Source organism: Nonomuraea sp. SYSU D8015 (genome assembly GCF_008065375.1).
Lineage (GTDB): Bacteria > Actinomycetota > Actinomycetes > Streptosporangiales > Streptosporangiaceae > Nonomuraea.
The window spans coordinates 563,219-582,236 of sequence record NZ_VJYI01000003.1 but is presented as its reverse complement, the minus strand read 5'-3'; the positions used below and the strand labels follow the sequence as shown (position 1 = coordinate 582,236).

General features: G+C 72.3%; 15 protein-coding genes. 10 read left to right on the top strand and 5 right to left on the bottom strand.

Going from position 1 to position 19,018, the window contains the following annotated elements; all coding sequences use genetic code 11:
- Window positions 1-2: 2 nt before the first annotated feature.
- The 4 genes from ID574_RS18075 to ID574_RS18060 are packed head-to-tail and all read left to right on the top strand — an operon-like array spanning window position 3 to window position 6,554.
- The gene (locus ID574_RS18075) at window positions 3-1,388 is read left to right on the top strand and encodes a hypothetical protein (RefSeq protein ID WP_188190041.1); all 1,386 of its coding nucleotides are present in this window, start codon (window positions 3-5) and stop codon (window positions 1,386-1,388) included.
- Window positions 1,385-2,680: a VWA domain-containing protein gene (locus ID574_RS18070; RefSeq protein WP_188190040.1), complete on the top strand. Its 1,296-nt coding sequence runs from the start codon at window positions 1,385-1,387 to the stop codon at window positions 2,678-2,680. The genes ID574_RS18075 and ID574_RS18070 overlap by 4 nt, the downstream gene beginning before the upstream one ends.
- Window positions 2,681-2,691: 11 nt before the next feature.
- Entirely contained in the window at window positions 2,692-3,804 is a 1,113-nt protein-coding gene (locus ID574_RS18065) for an ATP-binding protein (protein WP_188190039.1), read from the top strand.
- The gene (locus tag ID574_RS18060) at window positions 3,801-6,554 is read left to right on the top strand and encodes a DUF5682 family protein (protein WP_188190038.1); all 2,754 of its coding nucleotides are present in this window, start codon (window positions 3,801-3,803) and stop codon (window positions 6,552-6,554) included. The genes ID574_RS18065 and ID574_RS18060 overlap by 4 nt, the downstream gene beginning before the upstream one ends.
- Window positions 6,555-6,792: 238 nt before the next feature.
- Here the strand turns inward: ID574_RS18060 and ID574_RS18055 are convergent, their stop codons facing one another.
- Entirely contained in the window at window positions 6,793-7,203 is a 411-nt protein-coding gene (locus ID574_RS18055) for a RidA family protein (protein ID WP_188190037.1), read from the bottom strand.
- A gap of 228 nt (window positions 7,204-7,431) precedes the next feature.
- On the opposite strand from ID574_RS18055, the gene ID574_RS18050 reads away from it, so the two are divergent.
- Window positions 7,432-9,774 carry a serine/threonine-protein kinase gene (locus ID574_RS18050; protein ID WP_188190036.1) on the top strand — a complete coding sequence of 781 codons (2,343 nt, stop codon included), beginning with the start codon at window positions 7,432-7,434 and terminating at the stop codon, window positions 9,772-9,774.
- Window positions 9,775-9,806: 32 nt separating this feature from the next.
- On the opposite strand, the gene ID574_RS18045 is transcribed toward ID574_RS18050, so the two are convergent.
- Complete coding sequence (locus tag ID574_RS18045; RefSeq protein ID WP_188190035.1) at window positions 9,807-11,243, bottom strand: PepSY-associated TM helix domain-containing protein; 1,437 nt, start codon at window positions 11,241-11,243, stop codon at window positions 9,807-9,809.
- Window positions 11,244-11,502: 259 nt separating this feature from the next.
- Window positions 11,503-12,105, bottom strand: coding sequence for a hypothetical protein (locus ID574_RS18040; protein WP_188190034.1), 603 nt, complete (start codon window positions 12,103-12,105; stop codon window positions 11,503-11,505).
- Between the two features lie 166 nt (window positions 12,106-12,271).
- Here ID574_RS18040 and asnB point away from each other — a divergent pair, with 166 nt between their 5' ends.
- The 3 genes from asnB (at window position 12,272) to ID574_RS18025 (ending at window position 16,018) form a co-directional block, all read left to right on the top strand.
- Window positions 12,272-14,083 carry an asparagine synthase (glutamine-hydrolyzing) gene (gene asnB / locus ID574_RS18035; protein ID WP_188190033.1) on the top strand — a complete coding sequence of 604 codons (1,812 nt, stop codon included), beginning with the start codon at window positions 12,272-12,274 and terminating at the stop codon, window positions 14,081-14,083.
- Between the two features lie 187 nt (window positions 14,084-14,270).
- Window positions 14,271-14,786, top strand: coding sequence for a histidine phosphatase family protein (locus ID574_RS18030; protein ID WP_188190032.1), 516 nt, complete (start codon window positions 14,271-14,273; stop codon window positions 14,784-14,786).
- Window positions 14,787-14,980: 194 nt separating this feature from the next.
- Window positions 14,981-16,018 (top strand): Vgb family protein, encoded by a 1,038-nt coding sequence (locus ID574_RS18025; protein ID WP_188190031.1) that lies wholly within the window; start codon window positions 14,981-14,983, stop codon window positions 16,016-16,018.
- Between the two features lie 57 nt (window positions 16,019-16,075).
- On the opposite strand, the gene ID574_RS18020 is transcribed toward ID574_RS18025, so the two are convergent.
- Both ID574_RS18020 and ID574_RS18015 read right to left on the bottom strand, forming a co-directional pair.
- The gene (locus ID574_RS18020) at window positions 16,076-17,146 is read right to left on the bottom strand and encodes an anti-sigma factor family protein (protein WP_188190030.1); all 1,071 of its coding nucleotides are present in this window, start codon (window positions 17,144-17,146) and stop codon (window positions 16,076-16,078) included.
- Entirely contained in the window at window positions 17,143-17,757 is a 615-nt protein-coding gene (locus ID574_RS18015; protein ID WP_223166811.1) for an RNA polymerase sigma factor, read from the bottom strand. Before ID574_RS18015 ends, ID574_RS18020 begins: the two co-directional genes overlap by 4 nt.
- 151 nt (window positions 17,758-17,908) lie before the next feature.
- Between ID574_RS18015 and ID574_RS61600 the strand changes: the two genes are divergently transcribed.
- Window positions 17,909-18,031 (top strand): hypothetical protein, encoded by a 123-nt coding sequence (locus ID574_RS61600; RefSeq protein WP_262496003.1) that lies wholly within the window; start codon window positions 17,909-17,911, stop codon window positions 18,029-18,031.
- Window positions 18,032-18,132: 101 nt separating this feature from the next.
- Complete coding sequence (locus ID574_RS18010) at window positions 18,133-18,996, top strand: CPBP family intramembrane glutamic endopeptidase (protein WP_188190029.1); 864 nt, start codon at window positions 18,133-18,135, stop codon at window positions 18,994-18,996.
- Window positions 18,997-19,018: the final 22 nt, after the last annotated feature.

Here is a 19,018-nt window from a genome sequence, read left to right as displayed (position 1 = left end):
TGATGCTCGACGTACAGCTCGGTGAGCTGACCGGCGGCGCGCCGGCAGGGGTGAACGAGGCCCTGGGCCTGGTGTCGGGGTTCGACGACGCGCTCGCGCACGGGTTCGCGCGCCTCGGCGAGGAGCCGGCGGCGGCGCTGGCTGCGCTGGCGGGCGCCTTGACGGGCAGCCCGCTCGGCGACCGCGTGGGCGAGGCCGTCGACAAGGTGAGCGCCGGTTCGATCGGCGACGAGCACCTGGCGGCGCTGGCCGGCGCGCGGGCCGCGCTGTCAGGCGCGGTGCACGACGCCCTGCTGGGCCGCCTCGACGCGGCGCTGGGCCGCCCGCGAGCTGCCTGGGAGGCGTCCCCCGACACGGGCGACAATCCGGACAACCTGCTGGCCGGGTGCCGGGTCTGGCTGCGCGAGCTGGCCATCGTCGGCTGGCGCGGCGTCGATCACGACGTGGTGTCCTCCGCCGACCAGGCGATCGAGGCGCTGCTCGCCGTGCCACGGCTGCGCGGCCTGGCGGTCCTGCTCGACGGCCTGGCGGCGGAGCTGCGGGCATCGTGCCCGGTGAGCACGATGGCGAGCCTGCCCGCGCGCCGGTGGGGCGACCTGTGGACGCGGGCCCTGCTGCTGGCGCAGTCAGGCCCCTGGCACGGTGCCGCCGAGCCGGTGTCCGGGAGGCTGCTGATCCTCGGCGCCGACGTGCACGAGCACGCCACGGTCGTCCGCCTCCAGGTCCACGGCATCCTGGAGCCGGCCGGCGGCGCCCCCGTCAGGCTCGTGCGCACCAGCGTGGCCGCGGCGAAGGTCGACACGATCGTCGGCCCGGCCGTGTGGAAGCTGATGGGCGGCCACCCCGTGCTGCTAGGCGCGCTGGCCGAGCACCGCGTCCTGGAGCTCGCCGACATGCCGCTGCTGCCCGGCGGCGACCTGGTGTGGCACGACGACCGGGCCCGCGCGGGCGAGGAGGCCGACCCGTTCGCGACCGCCCGCGTCCAGCTGGGCGCGGCGCAGGCGCCGCCGGTTCCGCCGCTCGACCGCCACCCCGTGCGCATCGCCGAGCCCGTCCTGGTCGAGGGCTACACGATCGACGGTGAGACGCTGCGGCTGGGCGACCACGCGCTCGCGCTCGACCTCGACCGGCTGCCGGCCTCCACGCCGCTCACGGCGGAGCTGGTGGCGGCCTCCTCCGCGTGCCTCGGCCTGGTGCGCTGGGACGGCGGGCGGTGGCTGCTGCAGCCGCTCGCGGTCCAGGCCACGGTCAAGAAGAAGCCCGTCGCCGTCCACACCGGCGCCTGGGCCATGGGCCCGACCGACCCCAAGGTCGTCAAGGCCGCGGCCAAGAACGGCGACGCGGTCGCCGTGCTCCGCGAGCGAGCGGGACGGCTGCTGCGCAAATGACCGAGACGATCCAGAACGAAACGCGGCGCCAGGTGCTCTACTGGCGGCTGCTGTCGCGGCTGTTCGGCCCCGACGAGCAGCCCGCGCTGGAGACGGCCAGCGTGGCCATCGTGGAAGACCTCGGCCTGCCGCCCGCGTTGCTCGACCCGGGCGTCTCGGTCGACAACCTCGTGCAGCGCTTCCCCGAGCTGGGCGCCGAGCTGCAGGACCTGATGGCGGAGAAGGAGCACGAGGCCGGCGACGAGGTACGCCGCGCCGCCCTGGTCTCCAAACTGCTGCTCAACGTCTTCTCCACCGGCACCGGCAACGTCACCGCAGGCCAGCTCGAGAGCTGGAAGAAGGACGCGGCCTGGTTCGAGAAGGGCATGGGCTGCGAGCCGGGCGGGCTGCGCCACAGCCCGGGCGACGAAGAGGTGGCCCAGGTCCTCGCCAACATCGAGGGCGACCTGGTCAAACGCATGCACCTGCGCGAGGTGCTCGCCGACCCGGCGCTGTCCAAGCAGCTCACGCCCAGCATGTCGCTCATCGAGCAGCTGCTGCGCGACAAGCACAACCTGTCGGGCGTCGCGCTGGCCAACGCCAAGGCGCTGATCCGCAGGTTCGTGGACGAGGTCGCCGAGGTGCTGCGCACCCAGGTCGAGAAGACCAGCGTGGGCGTCATCGACCGGTCGGTGCCGCCAAAGCGGGTCTTCCGCAACCTCGACATCGAACGCACCATCTGGAAGAACCTCACCAACTGGAGCCCTGAGGACCAGCGGCTCTACGTGGACCGGCTCTACTACAAGCACACCGCGCGCCGCACCACCCCGGCCAGGATGATCGTGGTCGTCGACCAGTCGGGGTCGATGGTCGACGCGATGGTCAACTGCACCATCCTGGCGTCGATCTTCGCGGGCCTGCCCAAGGTCGACGTGCACCTGATCGCGTACGACACCCGGGCGCTCGACCTGACCCCGTGGGTGAGCGACCCGTTCGAGGTGCTGCTGCGCACCACGCTCGGCGGCGGCACCAACGGCACGGTCGCGATGGCGCTGGCCAGACCGAAGATCGCCGATCCGCGCAACACGGTGATGGTGTGGATCTCCGACTTCTACGACAACAGAGCGCTGATGACCGACTTCGAGGCGATCCACCGCTCCGGGGTCAAGCTCATCCCCGTCGGCTCGGTCAACAGCTCCGGACACGCGAGCGTCGACTCGTGGTTCCGCCAGAAACTCAAGGACCTGGGCACCCCGGTGATCTCGGGCCACATCCGCAAGCTCGTCTTCGAGCTGAAGAACTTCCTCACCTAGGAGACCCGCGAATGAGTGACATGCTGCGCGCCCCCGCAGAGGTCAAGTACGCAGAGGAGCTCGACTACCTCGAGTCTGTCGACAAGGGCCCCAAGCCGTTCACGTGGCGGCTCAGCCCGCGCATGATCCGGATCTTCGTCCTCGGCTCCGAGCGCTCCGACGGGCTCGACAGGGAGATCCCGCAGAAGTGGTTCGGCGACCGCAGCTTCGTCGAGCGCGCCATCGTGACCCTGGCGTCCGACCGCGGCCTGCTGCTGATCGGCGACCCCGGCACGGGCAAGAGCTGGCTGGCCGAGCTGCTGGCCGCGGCCATCTGCCGCAACTCCACGCTCGTGGTCCAGGGCACCGCCGGCACCACCGAAGACCACATCAAATACTCGTGGAACGTGTCCATGGTGATCGCCAAGGGACAGTCCCGCGAGTCGATGATCCCCTCGCCGATCATGACGGCGATGGAGCGGGGCGTGATCGGCCGCTTCGAGGAGCTGACCCGCTCGACCAGCGACGTGCAGGACGCGCTGATCTCGATCCTGTCCGAGAAATACGTCTCCATCCCCGAGCTCGACGACGACAACATCGTCTTCGCTCAGCCCGGCTTCTCCATCATCGCCACCGCCAACAGCCGCGACCGGGGCGTCAACGACCTGTCGTCGGCGCTGAAGCGCCGCTTCAACTTCGTCCGCATCCCGGTGGTGACCAACAAGAAGAGCGAGGCGGAGATCGTCCGCTTCCGTACTGAAGAGCTGCTGCGCAGGCACCAGATCGAGCTGGACCTGCCGCCGACGCTGCTGGACATCCTGCTGCAGAGCTTCGCCGACCTGCGCTCCGCCGCCGCCTCGGCCACCAGCGACGACGAGAAGCTGGAGTCGGCGCTGTCCACGGCCGAGCAGATCGGCGTGCTGGAGGACGCGATCCTGCACAGCCACTTCTTCGGCGACCGCGTGCTGCGCGCCCAGACCCTCGCCGGCTCGCTGGTCGGCTCGCTGGCCCGGCGCAGCCCCGAGGACCTCGCGATACTCAACAAGTACTGGCACGGCGTCGTCGAGCCTCGCAGCAAGAAGGACGGCGGGCCCTGGCAGGAGTTCCTCGAAGGCGGCCGCGAGGCCATCGCGACCCTGTCATGAGCACATTCGACCCGCTGAAGGAGCAGCTCACGCTGGCGGCCCAGGAGTTCGGCGCAGACACCGTGTCCGGCATCCTGGCGGGGCTGGTGGACGACGTCGACCGGGCGCTGCGCGAGGAGCTGGAGATCTTCCCGGTCTGCCACCACTCGCCGGCCTCGGCCCTGGCCATGGTGCGCCGGTTGCGCGAGAAGCAGCCGAAGGTCATCTACCTGGAGCTGTGCGAAGACCTCCAGCCGCTGCTGAGCGAGCTGCGCAACTGCCGGCTGCCGGTGGCGGTGCAGGCGTTCGCGACCGACCTCGACGGCTTTCCGAAGTCGTGGGCGCCGCTCAGCGTGGTGGCGCCCATCACCGAGGCGTCGGCCGAATACCAGGCCATCTCGTACGCGCTCGAGACCCCGGGCGTGGAGCTGGTGCTGGTGGACCGCTCGACCGACCACGTCTTCCAGTGGGCGCCCAAGGAGGAGCCGAAGCGGACGCCCGGTGAGGAGGAGGCCGGCCTGCACGGCGACGCGGTCGGCGTCGAGATCGGCGACCTGCGCCCGCGCTTCGCCGAGCTCGAGCAGCACCTGCTCCACCACGGCAAGGTGCGGCACTGGTCGGAATGGTGGGACCAGTACGTCGAGCAGCCGCTCTCCGGCGCGGACTACGACACCTACCGCCAGGTCATGGTGCTCATCGGCAGCCTGTTCCGCCGCCTTCGCCCCGACGGCGACGACCGGCTGGCGCTGGACGAGGACCGCGAGCGCTACATGTGGACCAGGATGCGCGAGCACCTGGCCGCCTCGGGCGCCGACCCGGCCGACTGCCTGTACGTGTGCGGCGCCTTCCACGCCGCCAGCCACGTCGAGCAGTTCGGCCTGCGCTCCACCGCCCCCTACGAGATCAGCCCGCGCACGAACACCACGTGGCTGTACGGCCTCATCCCGTCCAGCCACTCGGCCATCGAGGCGCAGTTCGGCCTGGCCTCCGGGTCGGTGTCGATCGCGGCGGCCACGTGGGCCAAGGCGCTGGCCCGCAGCGGCCTCACCCCGTTCCAGCTGGCCGGGCAGAAGGGCACGCGCAAGCGCGCCGTCAAACTGCCCAAGCCGGTTCCCGAGGTCGAGGTCGCCGACCGGCTGACCGGGTTCCTGTCGCAGCCTCCCATACTCGACGAGCTGGACCAGTCGGAGTTGCTCGGCTGGTGCGTCGACATCGTCCGGCTGGCCCGCCGCAACGGCTACCTGGCCAGCACCGCCGACGCCATCGCGGTGTTCGAGACGTCGATCCTGCTCGCCGGCATGCGCAACCGGGCCAGGCCCACCCCGTACGACTTCCAGGACGCGGCCGTCACCTGCATCGAGAAGGACGTCGTGCCGGGGCGCCGGGACGTGCGCCGGCTGTGCGAGATCCTGCTCGGCGGCGACCGCGTCGGCGAGGTGGGCTACGACGCCCTGCCGCCGCTGGCCAGAAACGTCTACGACCGGCTCGCGCCGCTCGGCCTGGACCTGGAGAAACGCACGATCCAGCGGGCGCTGCTCGACCTCAACGCCAACCCGGGGCTGGTGCCCTGCTCCGACCTGTTGTGGATGCTGCGCTACCTGCTGCCGCACGACGCGGTGCGGCCCATCATGGGCGAGCGGCGGCTCGGGGAACGCTCGATCCAGGAGAGCTGGGATCTCGCGTTCGGCAAATACCAGCGGGCCATCATCGAGCTCGGCTACGAGGGCGTCACCGTCGAGCAGGTGCTGGAGCAGCGGCTGCGCCGCCAGGTCTGGGACTCCAAGGCCACGGCGGCGGTGGCGCTCGCGGCGGTCGAGGACGCGGAGCTCTATCTCGGGAGCAGACGCTTGGCCGACGAGCTCGGGGCGCGGGCCGTGGAACTGCTGGCGAGCGAGCGGAGTGTGGACGACGCTCCAGAGGTGCTGCGCAGGATCCGGCGGCTGATGGCGTACTACCGGGCGAGCGAGCCGGAGCTGCCGGCGTGGTGCGAGGAGTTCGCGACCGCGGGCTACGCGCATTACTGCACGTTGCTGCCGACGGCGTTCGTGGACGACGACACGGGCGTGCGGCAGGTGGCCGCCATGCTCGGGTTCCTGTTCTCGATGGAGAGCCTCGCGCTGGCGCTCGGCTGCGACCGGGCCCAGCTGGAGCTGGCCGTGCAGCAGTCGCATCCGGAGGCGCCGGCCAAGGTGGCGCTGCTGTGGGCCGCGCGGACCCCGCTCGGGCTGCTGTCGGTGGGCGACCTGCGTTCGCGCTGCGACGAGCTGCTGGGCAATCCGCTGGTGGTGCCGTCGTTCCCGCAGTACATCATGGGGTTCGTGCAGGCCATGGAGCCCGTGCCGGCGCTGTCGGGGTTCGTGGTGGAGGTGATCTCCAAGGCGTTCGGGCGGCTGCCGGACAACGTGCTGCTGCCGTGGCTGCCCCGGCTGATCACGACGCTGCGGGACCAGGCGGGCGAGCTGATGCCGGCGCTCGTCCGCGAGGCCGGGCGCACCTTCCCCGGCAGCCTGGCAGCCGTGGACGCCTGGACCCCGCCGTGGACGGCCCGGCCCGCCTCGCCGAAGGCGGCCCCTGTGGCGGTGGCGTCGGGGCCGGTGGCCGAGCTGCTCCTGGGGCATCCGGCGGCCTGCGACGCGGTGGCGGGACTGCTCGGCTGCGAGGGCCAGTGGCGTGCCCCCGGCACGGCGGCCGGTGCCGACCACGGGGAGGTACGCGCCCTGCTGAGCGAGCATCCGGAGCCCGCTTTGGCGGTGGCGGGCCTGCTGGCCTGAGCCCCACGGCCGTCGCGAGCCTGCTCGCCGGGGCTCGCGGCGGCCGTGGGCACCGCCTTCCACACGCCCCGTGGCACCAGCGTCCAGCGGCCCTGCCCTGCGCGGGACGCCTCGGGCGGGGTCAGGACCGTTCTTGGGACATGACGTCGTGCCGGGTGAGGGCAGGCGAAAGTGGGTCAGGCGGCGTCGGCGGGGCGATGACGCAGGCCTTGTACGTGGGCCGCAGGTGGCGCCGGCGCTACCTCGGTGTGGTGATCACGGCGACGGCCTCGACCTCCACGAGCTGGTCCGGGTAGCCGAGCGCGGCCACGCCGAGCAGTGTGCTGGGCACGTCGTAGTCCGCCATGTGCTCGCGGTACACCTTCCACGCCGCCACCAGATCGGCCCGATCGGAGGAGGCGACGTACACGGTGGTCTTGACCACGTCGGTCAGCGAGGCGCCCGCGTCGGCGAGGGCCGTGGCGAGGTTGCGCATCACCTGATGGGTCTGGCCGGCGACGTCGCCCACGGCGACGATCGCGCCGTCGGCGTCCAGCGGGCAGGCGCCCGCCGCCCAGACAGCCTGCACGGGCCCGTCGGCGACGGCGGCGTACGCGTATTCGACGGGCGCCAGCCCGGGGCTGCGGATCAGCTTGACACCGGCGGTCATGATGAATGACTCCTCACATCAGGGTGGGCATGAGCGCAGCGCATCGTATCGACCCGCCCGTATCCAGCGAAAATGAATTATCAGGTAATGGTCGATGTCCGTCTCGTGACCGCCATGAGGAAAGCCCCGACATAGCCATTCATGTCGCCTTTTTGGGTCATCCGGGGATTCATTCTCGATCGTAGTATCCAGTGCTGAGGTCCTCTGCTGACACGAAGAAGGTGTGCATTGTCGCGTCCGGACCCCGGAGAAGATCTCGGGCATATCGCCGGCTACCGGCTCACCGGGTTTCTCGGCGAGGGCGGGCAGGGCGCGGTGTATCGCGGCCTGAGCTCGTCGGGCGACGAGGTCGCGATCAAGGTGCTGCACGCCCGGATATCGGAGGACGCCGGGGAACGGCGACGGTTCTTCAGGCAGGTGGATCTCGCGCGCCGGGTGGCTCCGTTCTGCACGGCGCGGGTGCTCGACATGGGGATGCACGACGATCGGCCGTACATCGTGAGCGAGTACGTCCGCGGCCGGTCCCTCGACCGGGTGGTGAGGGAGGAGGGGCCGCGGACCGGGGGCGGGCTGGAGCGGCTGGCGGTCGCGACCGCGACCGCGCTGGCCGCGATCCACCGCGCCGGGGTCGTGCACCGGGACTTCAAGCCGGGCAACGTCATCCTCGGACCCGAGGGGCCGGTGGTGATCGACTTCGGCATCTCGCGCGCTCTCGACCACGTCGTCACGCAGTCGGGGGCGTTCGGCACACCGGGGTACATGGCGCCTGAGCAGGTGAGCGCCGAGCAGGCGGTGGGGCCGGCGGCGGACGTGTTCAGCTGGGCCGCCACAATGGTGTTCGCGGCCACGGGGCGCCGGCCGTTCGCGGGTGGATCGGTGGCGGCGGTGCTGCACGCGCTCCTGTACGACGAGCCCGACCTGAACGGCGTGCCCGAATCGCTGCTGCCGCTCGTGGTCGCCTGCCTGGACAAGGACCCCGGCCGCAGGCCGGCGGCCGACGCCCTGGTACGGGCGCTGACCGGCGACGACACCGTCCCGGCGGCCGAGCTCAGCACGACGCTCCCCGAGGTGGTGCCATCGGCAGGACCGGCATCGGCGCCCGGGCACGCACCGGGCTCTGGGTTCCCATCGGCGCCCGGGCACGCGCCCGGCAACGCGGTCGCACCGGGCTCCGGGCTCGCACCAGCGGGCTCGGAGGTCGCACCGGGCCCTGGGCCCGCATCCGAGTCCGCAGCCGACTCCGCGCCTGCTCCCGGATCCGCGCCTGCTCCCGGATCCGCGCCTGCCCGGGGCTCGGGGCTTGCACCCGGCTTCGCAGCCGGATCCGCTGCCGCACCTGAGGCCGGGACGGCGCTCGCGGGAGGGGCGGCACCAGGGGCCGGTGCGGCTGGAGCCGGGGCGACGCTCGCGAGTGGGGACAGGACTGAGGCCGCCTCTCCGTCGACTGGGCGGTCGCCGTTTCGACGGGTGCCTGGGCGGGCGGTGCTGGCCGTCGCGGTTGCCGTCGCGGTCGCCGTCGCCGCCCTCGCCGCAGCGGTGGTGATGTGGCCCAAGCCCCGCGTCTCGCCGGTTCTCGGTCCCGCCGCCCCGACCGGGGCAGGCGTTCCGTTCGGCGGCGGCATCGGCGAGCCCGTGGCCGGACACACCAACGACGTGCGGTCGGTGGCCGTGGGGACGCTCGACGGCGTCCCGGTCATGTTGACCGGCTCGGACGACGAGACCGCCCGTCTGTGGAACCTGCGTACCTCGCAGCAGGTCGGCCGGCCGCTCGCCGGGCACACCGAATGGGTCAGGGGCGTCGCGCTCGACCAGCTCGACGGCGCGCCGATCGCCGTCACCGCCAGCGACGACGACACCGCCCGGATCTGGGACCTCTCCACCGGCCGGTCGCGCACCCTGGAAGGGCATGACGGAGACGTCAAGTCGGTGGCGACCGGCCGCATCGGCGGCACGCACGTCGCCGTCACCGCCTCCTCCGACGGCACCGCCCGCGTGTGGGATCTGCGGACGGGCCGTCAGCTCGGCGCGCCGCTCGCCGGGCACAAGGGCCCGGTGTGGGCCGTGGCCGTCGGCCAGGTCGGCGGCGCGGCGATCGCCGTCACCGCAGGCGACGACGCCACCGTACGGGTGTGGGACCTGGACTCGAGGAGGCAGCTCGGCGCACCGATGACCGGCCACACCGGGTGGGTGCGTTCGGTGGCGATCGGCAACCTGAACGGCACGCCGGTCGCGGTCACGGGCGGCGAGGACATGACCGTACGCGTGTGGAACCTGACCACCAGGAAGTCCTTCGGCCCGCCGCTCACCGGACACACCGGATGGATCTGGTCGGTGGCGATCAGCAACCTGGACGGCACTCCCGTGGCGGTGACCGGCAGCGAGGACACGACGGTGCGGGTGTGGGACCTGGGTGACAGGAAACAACTCGGCAGGCCCTTCACCGGGCACGCCGACTGCGTCTGGTCGGTGGCGGTCGGGCTGCTCGACGGCCTGCCGGTCGCCGTCAGCGGCAGCAGGGACCAGACGGCCCGGGCCTGGAGCCTCGGGCCGCCGTACCCCACGGGAAGCTGACACTCGCCGCCCGACCGCGGGAAAGCTGATGCTCAGCCGACGAATCGGGCGACTGCCGGGATCCGGCGCAGGACGAGCCAGTCCAGCAGCAGCACCGTCGCCATCGTGATCCCGGCCAGCGGGAACAGCAGTCCCAGCAGCGCCATGATCGCGATCACGCCGTACGCGCTCCGCCGGTCGCTCGGCCGGGCGGGCGATCCTGCCCGGCCACGGGGGCGGCGCTTCCACCACATCCACACGCCGGTGACCACGAGCGTGATCAGCGCCAGGCAGGCGGCGAGCATCACGACCAGGTTGGCGGGACCGTACCTGCGTCCCTCGTGCAGCGCGATGCCCTGCTCGACGAGCTTGGCCATGGTGCCGTACTCGGCCCAGCCGTACGACACCAGGACCTTGCCGCTGTACTGGTCGACGTGGAGCGTGCGTGCGGCGGACGGGTCGCGTCGCGGGTCGGCCACGATCGTGTACACCCCGGTCGGGCCGTCCGGGAGGAGGACCTTGACCTCGCACTCGGTGCACGAGGCGATCGCCGGCCGGGCGGCGGCCAGTGCGGTCTCGACGGGCACGGCGCCGGGCTGCAGCACGCCGCGCCCGCTCCCGTGGCCGGCGTGCTCGCCGGACTCCGGAACGGGAAGCCGTTCCGCCGCCCAGGGCACCTTGGCGTCCGGGTGATCGGACAGGTCCCCGGACCGGGGCGGGGTCGAGGTGTTCGGGAAGTCGTCCGCGCTCGGGGCGGTCGAGCCGGTGCGCTCCTGGATCGTCTGCAGCCCCTCACCCCACACGCCCGACCAGGGCAGTCCGGAGATCACGAGGAAGACGACCGCCACGCCCGAGCCGACGCCGACCAGGATGTGCAGGCGGCGCAGCCGGCCGCGGGCCGAGCGCGGGGCCTTCTTGCGGGTACGGCGGCCGCTCCACCACAGGTACGTGCCGGTGGCGACGAGGATCAGCGCCCAGCACGCGGCGATCTCCACGACCCGGTCGCCGACCGTGCCGGACATCAGCTCGCCGTGGATGGTGCGGACGACCCGCATGAACGTGGCGCTGTCGTCGATCTCCCCGACGACCGCGGCCGTGCCTGGGTGGACGTACACCGAGATGCCCTGCGCCCACGGGCCCGCGTCGGCGCCCTGCAGGATGACGCGAGTGGTGCGGTCAGGGGACGTGGGCGGGATGACGGACATGACCGTCGATCCCGGGCGGGTGCTCTGCGCGGCGGCGATCTGCTCCGAGAGCGGCCGGGCCGCGGCGACCGGCTCGGCGACGGTGCGGACGTCCTGGTATCGCCACTCCTCGAACGGCTCCTTGAACAGGTAGATCCCGCCGGTCACGGCGAGGACGAGCAGCACGGGGGCGACGAACACGCCCGCGTAGAAATGCCAGCGCCAGACGGCCCGGTAACGCTGGGAGGCGGCGGGGGCGGGAGTGGGGGTTCGCGCGGCTGCAGGCCGCGCCTCGACAGTGGTCATGGGGGGCTCCGTTCCGGAGGCACGCACGTCGGGGGAGGCGCGCGCGAAGAGCAGAGGACGGCGGTGGCCGGGCATCCGGCCACGCCGAAAGGCCACACGGGTGCGTGGTCACGGCCGTCAGGGGAAGGCGGCCGCGCGGACTCGCGGTCCTGCGGGTCACGGCGTCAGGAAACGGGCCTCACGGACTCGAGGTCACATGGTCGCGGCGTCATGAGACGAGGCCGCACTCACGTGGGGTCGCGTGGGCTGTCACGTCACGTCATCCTGCGGAAAGGGGCGGTCCCCGGCGGCACATCGCCCAGGCGAGCACCTGGGGTGCGAGGATGCCGGGCGCGGCGGTCGCCGGCGGGCCGGGGCGGCGCGTCGGCGGGGCGGGGAGCCGGGTCGTCAGCCGCCACAGATCCGGCAGCGAGCAGGCCACCAACAGCAGCAATGCGACCAGGGCCGTCTCGCCCCGGTCCAGCCACCACGCGCACAACGTCGCGACGACCGCGTGCGCCACCACCATGCCGATCGCCGCCTGGAGCCCGCCGGCCTCCCCGTGATGGCCCGAGTGGGCCGTGGCGCCCGAGGTGAACAGCTGGTGCATCCCGTACTGCGCCGTGAAGGAGGCGACGACCAGCGTCCCGAGGGAGCGGCGCCGGCGGGCCAGGACGAACGCTCCCATCCCGGTCGCCGCGGTCGCCAGTGCGGCGATCTCCGGACGGACTCCGGGGCCGCCGGCCAGCACGTGCATTCCGAGAGCGGCGTACACGCAGACGATCGCGAACACCGCGGCCCGCGGGCCGCGCAGGCCGGCCGTGCCGGCCTGCGCGCCGTCCCTGCTGCCGGTGCCGCTGCGCCCTTTCTGATCGGAGTTCATACGCGATCACCGCTCACACAGACGGATACGGGGGCGTGTCGCTAGGAGTTCAGAAAATGCGGAGGAAATTCAGATTCGTGCGCTCCTGGCCCATGACAGATCGCGTCAGGCGGTGCATGATCGCTTGGGTCATTGCCTAGAACGAATCGAACGTGGGGAGATTCGCATGTGCGGCATCGCAGGATGGGTGGACTTCGAGCGCGACCTCACCAACGACCGGGCCGTCGCCGAGGCCATGGCGGAGACCATGGCCTGCCGCGGACCGGACGACGAAGGACTCTGGCTGGACCGGCACGCGGCGCTCGGCCACCGCAGGCTGGCCGTCATCGACATCGAGGGCGGCCGCCAGCCCATGAGCGCGGAGGGGCCGGCCGTGCTCACCTACAGCGGCGAGGTCTACAACTTCCGGGAGCTCCGCGCCGAGCTGGAGGCGAGGGGGCACACGTTCCGCACCAGGAGCGACACCGAGGTGGTCCTCCGCGGTTACCTCGAATGGGGCGAGGACGTCGTCCTCCGGCTGAACGGCATGTACGCCTTCGCGCTGTGGGACACCCGCCGCCAGGAGCTGCTCCTGGTCCGCGACCGCCTCGGCATCAAGCCGCTCTTCTACTACCGGCTGCCGAACGGCGTGCTGTTCGGCTCGGAGCCGAAAGCGATCCTCGCCAACCCGCTCGCCGACCGCGCCGTGGACGCCGACGGCCTGCGCGAGGCGCTCACCCTTGTGAAGACGCCGGAGCAATCCGTTTTCAAGGGCATGAACGAGTTACGCCCCGGTCACCTCCTGCGGGTGCGTCCCGAGGGCGTGAGCGTGCGCAGGTACTGGGCGCTGGAGGCCCGCGAGCACACCGACGACCTGCAGACCACCATCCGCACCGTCCGCGAGCTGCTGGAGGACAGCGTGGGCCGCCAGCTCGTCTCGGACGTGCCGCTGTGCACGCTGCTGTCCGGCGGGATCGACTCCAGCACCATCACCGCCCTGGCCAGGCAGCATGGCCAGATCCGCTCGTTCGCGGTGGACTTCACCGGATACGCCGAGAACTTCCAGCCCGACGAGATGCGCGTCGACGCCGACGGCCCGTTCGTGCGGGACCTGGCCGAGCACGTCCGCTCGGACCACACCGACATCATGCTCGACACCGCCGAGCTCACCGACCCGCGGCTGCGCGAGGCCGTCCTGCGCGGCTGGGACCGGCCGCAGCTCTTCGGCGACATGAACTCCTCCCTGTACATGCTCTTCCGCGCCATTCGCGAGCGATCCACGGTGGCGCTGTCCGGGGAGTCGGCGGACGAGATCTTCGGCGGGTACAGCTGGTTCCACAGCCCGGAGACCGTCGACTCGGGCACCTTCCCGTGGCTTGCCCTGTTCATGCGCGAGCACACCCCGTACGAGCTGCTCCACCCGGACCTGCTGGCCAAGCTCGACATGCCGGGGTTCACGGCCGACAGCTACCACGCAGCGCTGGCCGAGGTGCCGTACCTGCCGGGGCAGGACGACCGCGAGCGGCGCATGCGGGAGATCTGCTACCTGCACCTGACACGGTTCCTGCCGGAACTGCTGGACCGCAAGGACCGCATGAGCATGGCCGTCGGGCTGGAGGTCCGGGTGCCGTTCTGCGACCACCGGCTGGTCGAGTACGTCTTCAACACCTCGTGGGCCATGAAGACCTTCGACGGCCGGGAGAAGAGCCTGCTCCGGGCGGCCGTCGGCGACCTGCTGCCCGAGTCCGTGCGGTGGCGGGTCAAGAGCCCGTACCCGGCTACCCAGGACGTCGGCTACGAAAAGGCGCTCCGGGACGCGCTCGCCGCGCTGGTCCGCGAAGGCGACGCCCCCATCCTGCCGCTGCTGGACATGAAGGCGGTCGAGCGGATGCTGCAGAGCCCCGTGGAGAAGTCCACCACGATGACGCGCATGGCCCTGGAGAGCATGCTGAGCCTGAACGTCTGGCTCACGTCGTACGGGATGCGTCTGGAGCTCTGAAAGAGCTTTACACCACTTTGCGGTCGGCGGGCGTAGCGTCCTGGGTGTGAGGTCCAGCCTGGCGGTGGTCGCCTGCGCCTGCCTCCTGGTGTCCGGGTGCGGCGGCGCCCCGTCCCCCTTGCCCGCCGCCCCTTCACCGGCGCCCGCCGCGACATCATCCGCACCCGCGACGTCATCGCCCTCGCCTATGGTGAGCGCTGGGCTGGTCGAGCGGTTGCGGCGCGGCGGGCATGTCCTCTACCTGCGCCACACGGCGACGGAGGCCACCCAGGACGCCCCCACCCCGGACCTTTCGGATGCCGCCACGCAGCGCAACCTCTCGGCGGAGGGCAGGGCGCAGGCACGGGAGATCGGCGAGGCCGTCAGGCGCCTGCGCATCCCCATCGGCGAGGTTCTCGCCAGCCCCTACCGACGCACCGTCGAGACCGCCGAGCTGGCGTTCGGCCGGGCGCGGCCGACCCGCGAACTCCTCAACGAGGCCTACCCCGGCACCGACGACGACCAGCTGGCCGCGGGCCTGCGTCGGCTGCTGGCCGGCCGCCCCGGCCCCGGCGTCAACACCGTGCTGGTCTCGCACGGCTTCAACCTGGCCGGCGCCACGGGCCTGTCCTCGGCCGAGGGCGAGATGTTCGTCTTCTCTCCGGGCAGCCGCGAGCCGGTGGCCAGGATCGGCGTCGACGACTGGCGATCACTGAAGGAGTAGCCGTGACCCGCTTGGCAGCCCCATTGACCGCGACCCGCCCGAAGGGAACGCCCACGGCGGCCGCGACCCGCTCGGAAGGTGAACCGGACCCGGCGGCGACGCGCTCGGAAGACACGCCTACGGAGCCGGCGAGGTGCTCGGGACGCACGCCTACGGAGGCGGTAGTCGCGGGACGGGCACCTGCCGTGGGCCGGATGCCAGCTGTGGGCCGGGCGGTACCTCGAACCGCTGCGGCCCGGGTGGCGGCCGTGCTGGCGGTGCTGCCGGCGCTGGTGCTCGCGCTCGCCGCCTGCACTGCTCCCGCCACCCCGGCACCGACCGGTGGCGCGTCCGCCGGCCCGGCCGTCCAGCGGTTCGAGGTGCCGTCCGGGGCCGGGCCGCACGACGTCGCCCCGGCCGCTGACGGCGGCGTGTGGTTCACCGCCCAGAACGCGGGCTACCTCGGCCACCTCGACCCCAAGACCGGCAAGGTCACGCAGGTCCCGCTGGGCGACGGCTCCCGTCCGCACGGCGTCATCACCGGTCCGGACGGGCACGCCTGGGTCACCGACAGCGGCCTCAACGCGATCGTCCGGGTGGACGCGGAAACCCGTCGGGTCCGCGGCTATCCGCTCCCGGAGGATCGCGCGGGGGCCGACCTCAACACGGCGGCGTTCGACGCGGGCGGCGTCCTTTGGTTCACCGGCCAGAGCGGCGTCTACGGCCGTCTCGTCCCGGACACGGGCAAGATGGACGTGTACGACGCACCGCGCGGCCCCGGCCCGTACGGGATCACGGCCGCCCCGAACGGCGACGTCTACTACGCCTCGCTGGCGGGCAGCCACGTCGCCAGGATCGACCGCGACACCGGCCGCGCCACCGTCCTCGAACCCCCGACGCCCGACCAGGGCGCACGCCGTGTGTGGGCCGACAGCGACGGCCGCATCTGGGTCAGCGAGTGGAACGGCGGCCGCCTCGGCCGCTTCGACCCGGCCACCGGCGCGTGGAAGGAGTGGCGGGTGCCCGGCGACTCCCCGCAGCCGTACGCCGTGTACGTCGACTCCGCCGACATCGTCTGGATCAGCGACTTCGGCAGCGACCGCCTGATCAGCTTCGACCCCGCCACCGAACGCTTCACCCCCGTGAACGGCGAGGCCGCCGCGGTGCGCCAGATCCACGGCCGCCCGGGCGAGGTCTGGGGCGCGGCCTCCGGCCAGGACGCACTGCTCCTGGTGCGGACCGCCACCGGATGACGCCCGCCGCCGTCGCCCCGGGCGGGCCGAGGAGGGGCAACGGCGGTCTTGAAGGCCCTATGCGCCGGCTCCGTACACCGCGGTGCCGGCGATCGCGTCGGCGTCGCAGCCGAGTCCGTCGAACAGGTCGTCCGACAGCCCCTCCGGGGGCGCGTCCGGCAGCGGGGGCAGGTCCCGCAGGCCCTCCCCAGGCTCCGGCAGCCGATCCCGCAAGCCGGACGGCAGCGCGGGCGCATGCCGACCGGCCTCATCGGTCAGCGCGTTCTGCTGGACGGTCCGGGCCGAGAGCGTCCCGTCGTCCTCCAGCGCGCCGACCGCGACGGTGTACTCGCCGGTCTGGAGCCCGCCGAGCACGGTGCTCTCCTGCTTGATCAGCCGGGTGGACGTCGTGGTGACGACGCGGACCTCGGTGCCGTCGCCGGCGCGCACGGTGAAGCCGTCCTGGCCGTCCCTGATGACGGAGCCCATCACGGTGCCGTTGGCGGCCATCCGCCGGGTCACGTTGAACCGATCGCCCAGGTTCGGCAGGCCGGGGAGCTTCATGGCGTCGGGCGTGATCGCGACCTGCCGCGCTCTGATCGTGTCGCCTGCCTCGGTGCCCTCGCCGCGCACCATCACGTGTGTGCCCTCGGCCAGCTCGCCGAGGTCGCCGGTCACCTGGTGCGTGATCTTCGTGCCGACGCCGGCGCGCACCGTGATCGACATACCGCCGGCCGTGGTCAGGACCATGGTGGAGCCGCTGACCGACGTCAGCTTGCCGGCCGCGACCTTCAGGTCGGGGCAGTCCGTCGAGTAGACCGCGGCCACCGTCACGGGTCGTGACGGGTCGACCGCCCGGTCCGCGGTGCCCAGCGCGTACGCGGCCGTGCCCGCCAGCACCACGGCGGCCGCCGCGGACAGCAGCCCCACCCGGCGGCGCCGCACAGGCGCGCCGTCGATCGCCGCGAGCGCGTGCCGCAGCGGCTGAGGCGGCGGCAGGTACGCGGGCGCCGCCTGCCGCACTCCTTCGGCCACGACCTGCCACCGCCGGACCTCCGCCTGGCAGGCCTCGCACGCCGCCAGATGGTCGCGCCCGGGAGCGCCGTTGGCGCAGGCGGCCAGCTCCTCCATCGTCAGGTGGGCCATCATGCGTATCCCCTCTCCGTCATGGCGCGGGCGAGCGCCGCCCGGGCCGCGGCCAGCCGGCTCTTGACCGTCCCGACAGGTATCTCCAGCGCCGTCGCCGTCTCCGCGAGCGTCAGCCCGGTGCCGAACACCAGCCCGAGCACCTCGCGATGCGGCACGCCGAGCGCCTTGATGGCCTCCGCCACCTCGCCGGCCTTCGCGCGGTCCAGCGCGATGTCCTCGGGTCCCGGCCCGGTCGCCGCCCGCTCGGCCAGGCTCTCCTGGCCGACCATCGTGACGCGCCGCCTCCTGAGCCGGTCGCGGGCCTGCCGCCGCGCGATCGCGATGATCCACGAGCGCACCGACGACAGACTCCGGTACGACCCCGCGCCGCGCCACACGGCGAGCATGGTGTCCTGCAGGACTTCCTCGCTCAGCCCGTGATCTCCGGTGACGAGCGTGAGGTGCGCCAGCACCGCGCCCGCGTGTCGCTGGTACAGGGTCACGAGCGCGCCCCGGTCGCCGCGGGCGATCGCCTGCAGGAGCTGCGGATCGTCCTGTTCCCGCGGCTCCACGGGATGTGAGTCGAACGTGACGACCGCCTGCCGCGCGCCGTCCGGTCTGCTGGAGTTCACCGTGTCTCCGCCTCCAACTCCTGCCTCCTGGGAAGAGCCCGTGCCGCTTCAGGAACTAGGTAGCGGCGAGCGCTGTGCGGGATCGTCTCCGGAACCGGGTTTCCTCGCCGTAAGCCCGATCGAGGCGCGCCGCCCACCGTGCGCGGCGGCCGTGAGGCACGTCGGCGGCGTCTGTTCCACCGCGCCGGAACTGCTCGCCTTCGCCAGGAACCTGCACGAGGGCCGGCCGTTCGGCCACGCGTTCACCGGACTGCTCACTGGGCACGGGAGCTGATCACGTCCCTGTAGGGAGGTTGGGACGGCCAATCCTTTCCCGCCCGCACCGCTACCTAGGGGTGAGAGACCCATCCCCAGCAGAGAGGCGCCCGGACCACCATGCCGTCCACGCTGTCCAACCTCCTGAGCCGCCGCCCGTTGACCGGCTATTTCGTGATGTGCTTTGCGCTGTCCTGGTCGTGGATGGCGGTGACGCTCGGGGTGCTCGGCCGGCCGATGATGGGGTTCGCCGGAACCATGGCCACATTCGTCGGCCCGACGTTGTCGGCCCTCGTCATGACGGCGGTCACGGAGGGCCGGGCAGGGGTGCGGGCCCTGCTGCAGCGGCTCGTCCTGTGGCGCGTCGCCCCCGTCTGGTACGCCGTGGTGCTCCTGGGCTGGCCCGCCCTCCTCGTCCTCGCCGCGCTGACCAGGCCGGAAGCGCTCGTCACCCTGAGCGTGCCGACCGCCGCCCTCGCTGCCACCTACCTGTTCATCCTGGTGTGCGGCGGGCCGCTGGGAGAGGAGCCGGGGTGGCGCGGCTATGCGCTGCCCCGGCTCCAGGAGCGCTTGACCCCGCTGGGGGGATCGCTTGTGCTCGGCGCGCTGCACGGCCTCTGGCACCTGCCGATCTACCTGCTCGTCCCCGGCTACAACGGTGCGCCGGCCGACGTGCCGGGCCGTGGCCTGGCCTTCGCGACGTTCGTCGGCGGCGTCACCGCCGGAGCGGTCGTGTTCACGTGGATCTACAACAACACCCACGGCAGCATCCTGCTGGCAGTGCTCTACCGCGCCACCGGAAACTCTCTGGGCGTCCTCGCCCACGAACTCCTCCCCGGCCTGGACGTCCGCGACCTGCTCCAGGCCCGCCCGATCGCCGAGATCGTGCTGGCGCTGCTCGTCATCGCGGTCACCCGCGGACGGCTCAACCACGACAGGCTCCGGCCGGAGCCGGGCGACCGCGTGATCCGGGTCCGTCCATGAGCCGGCTTCACCGTGTCGGCCC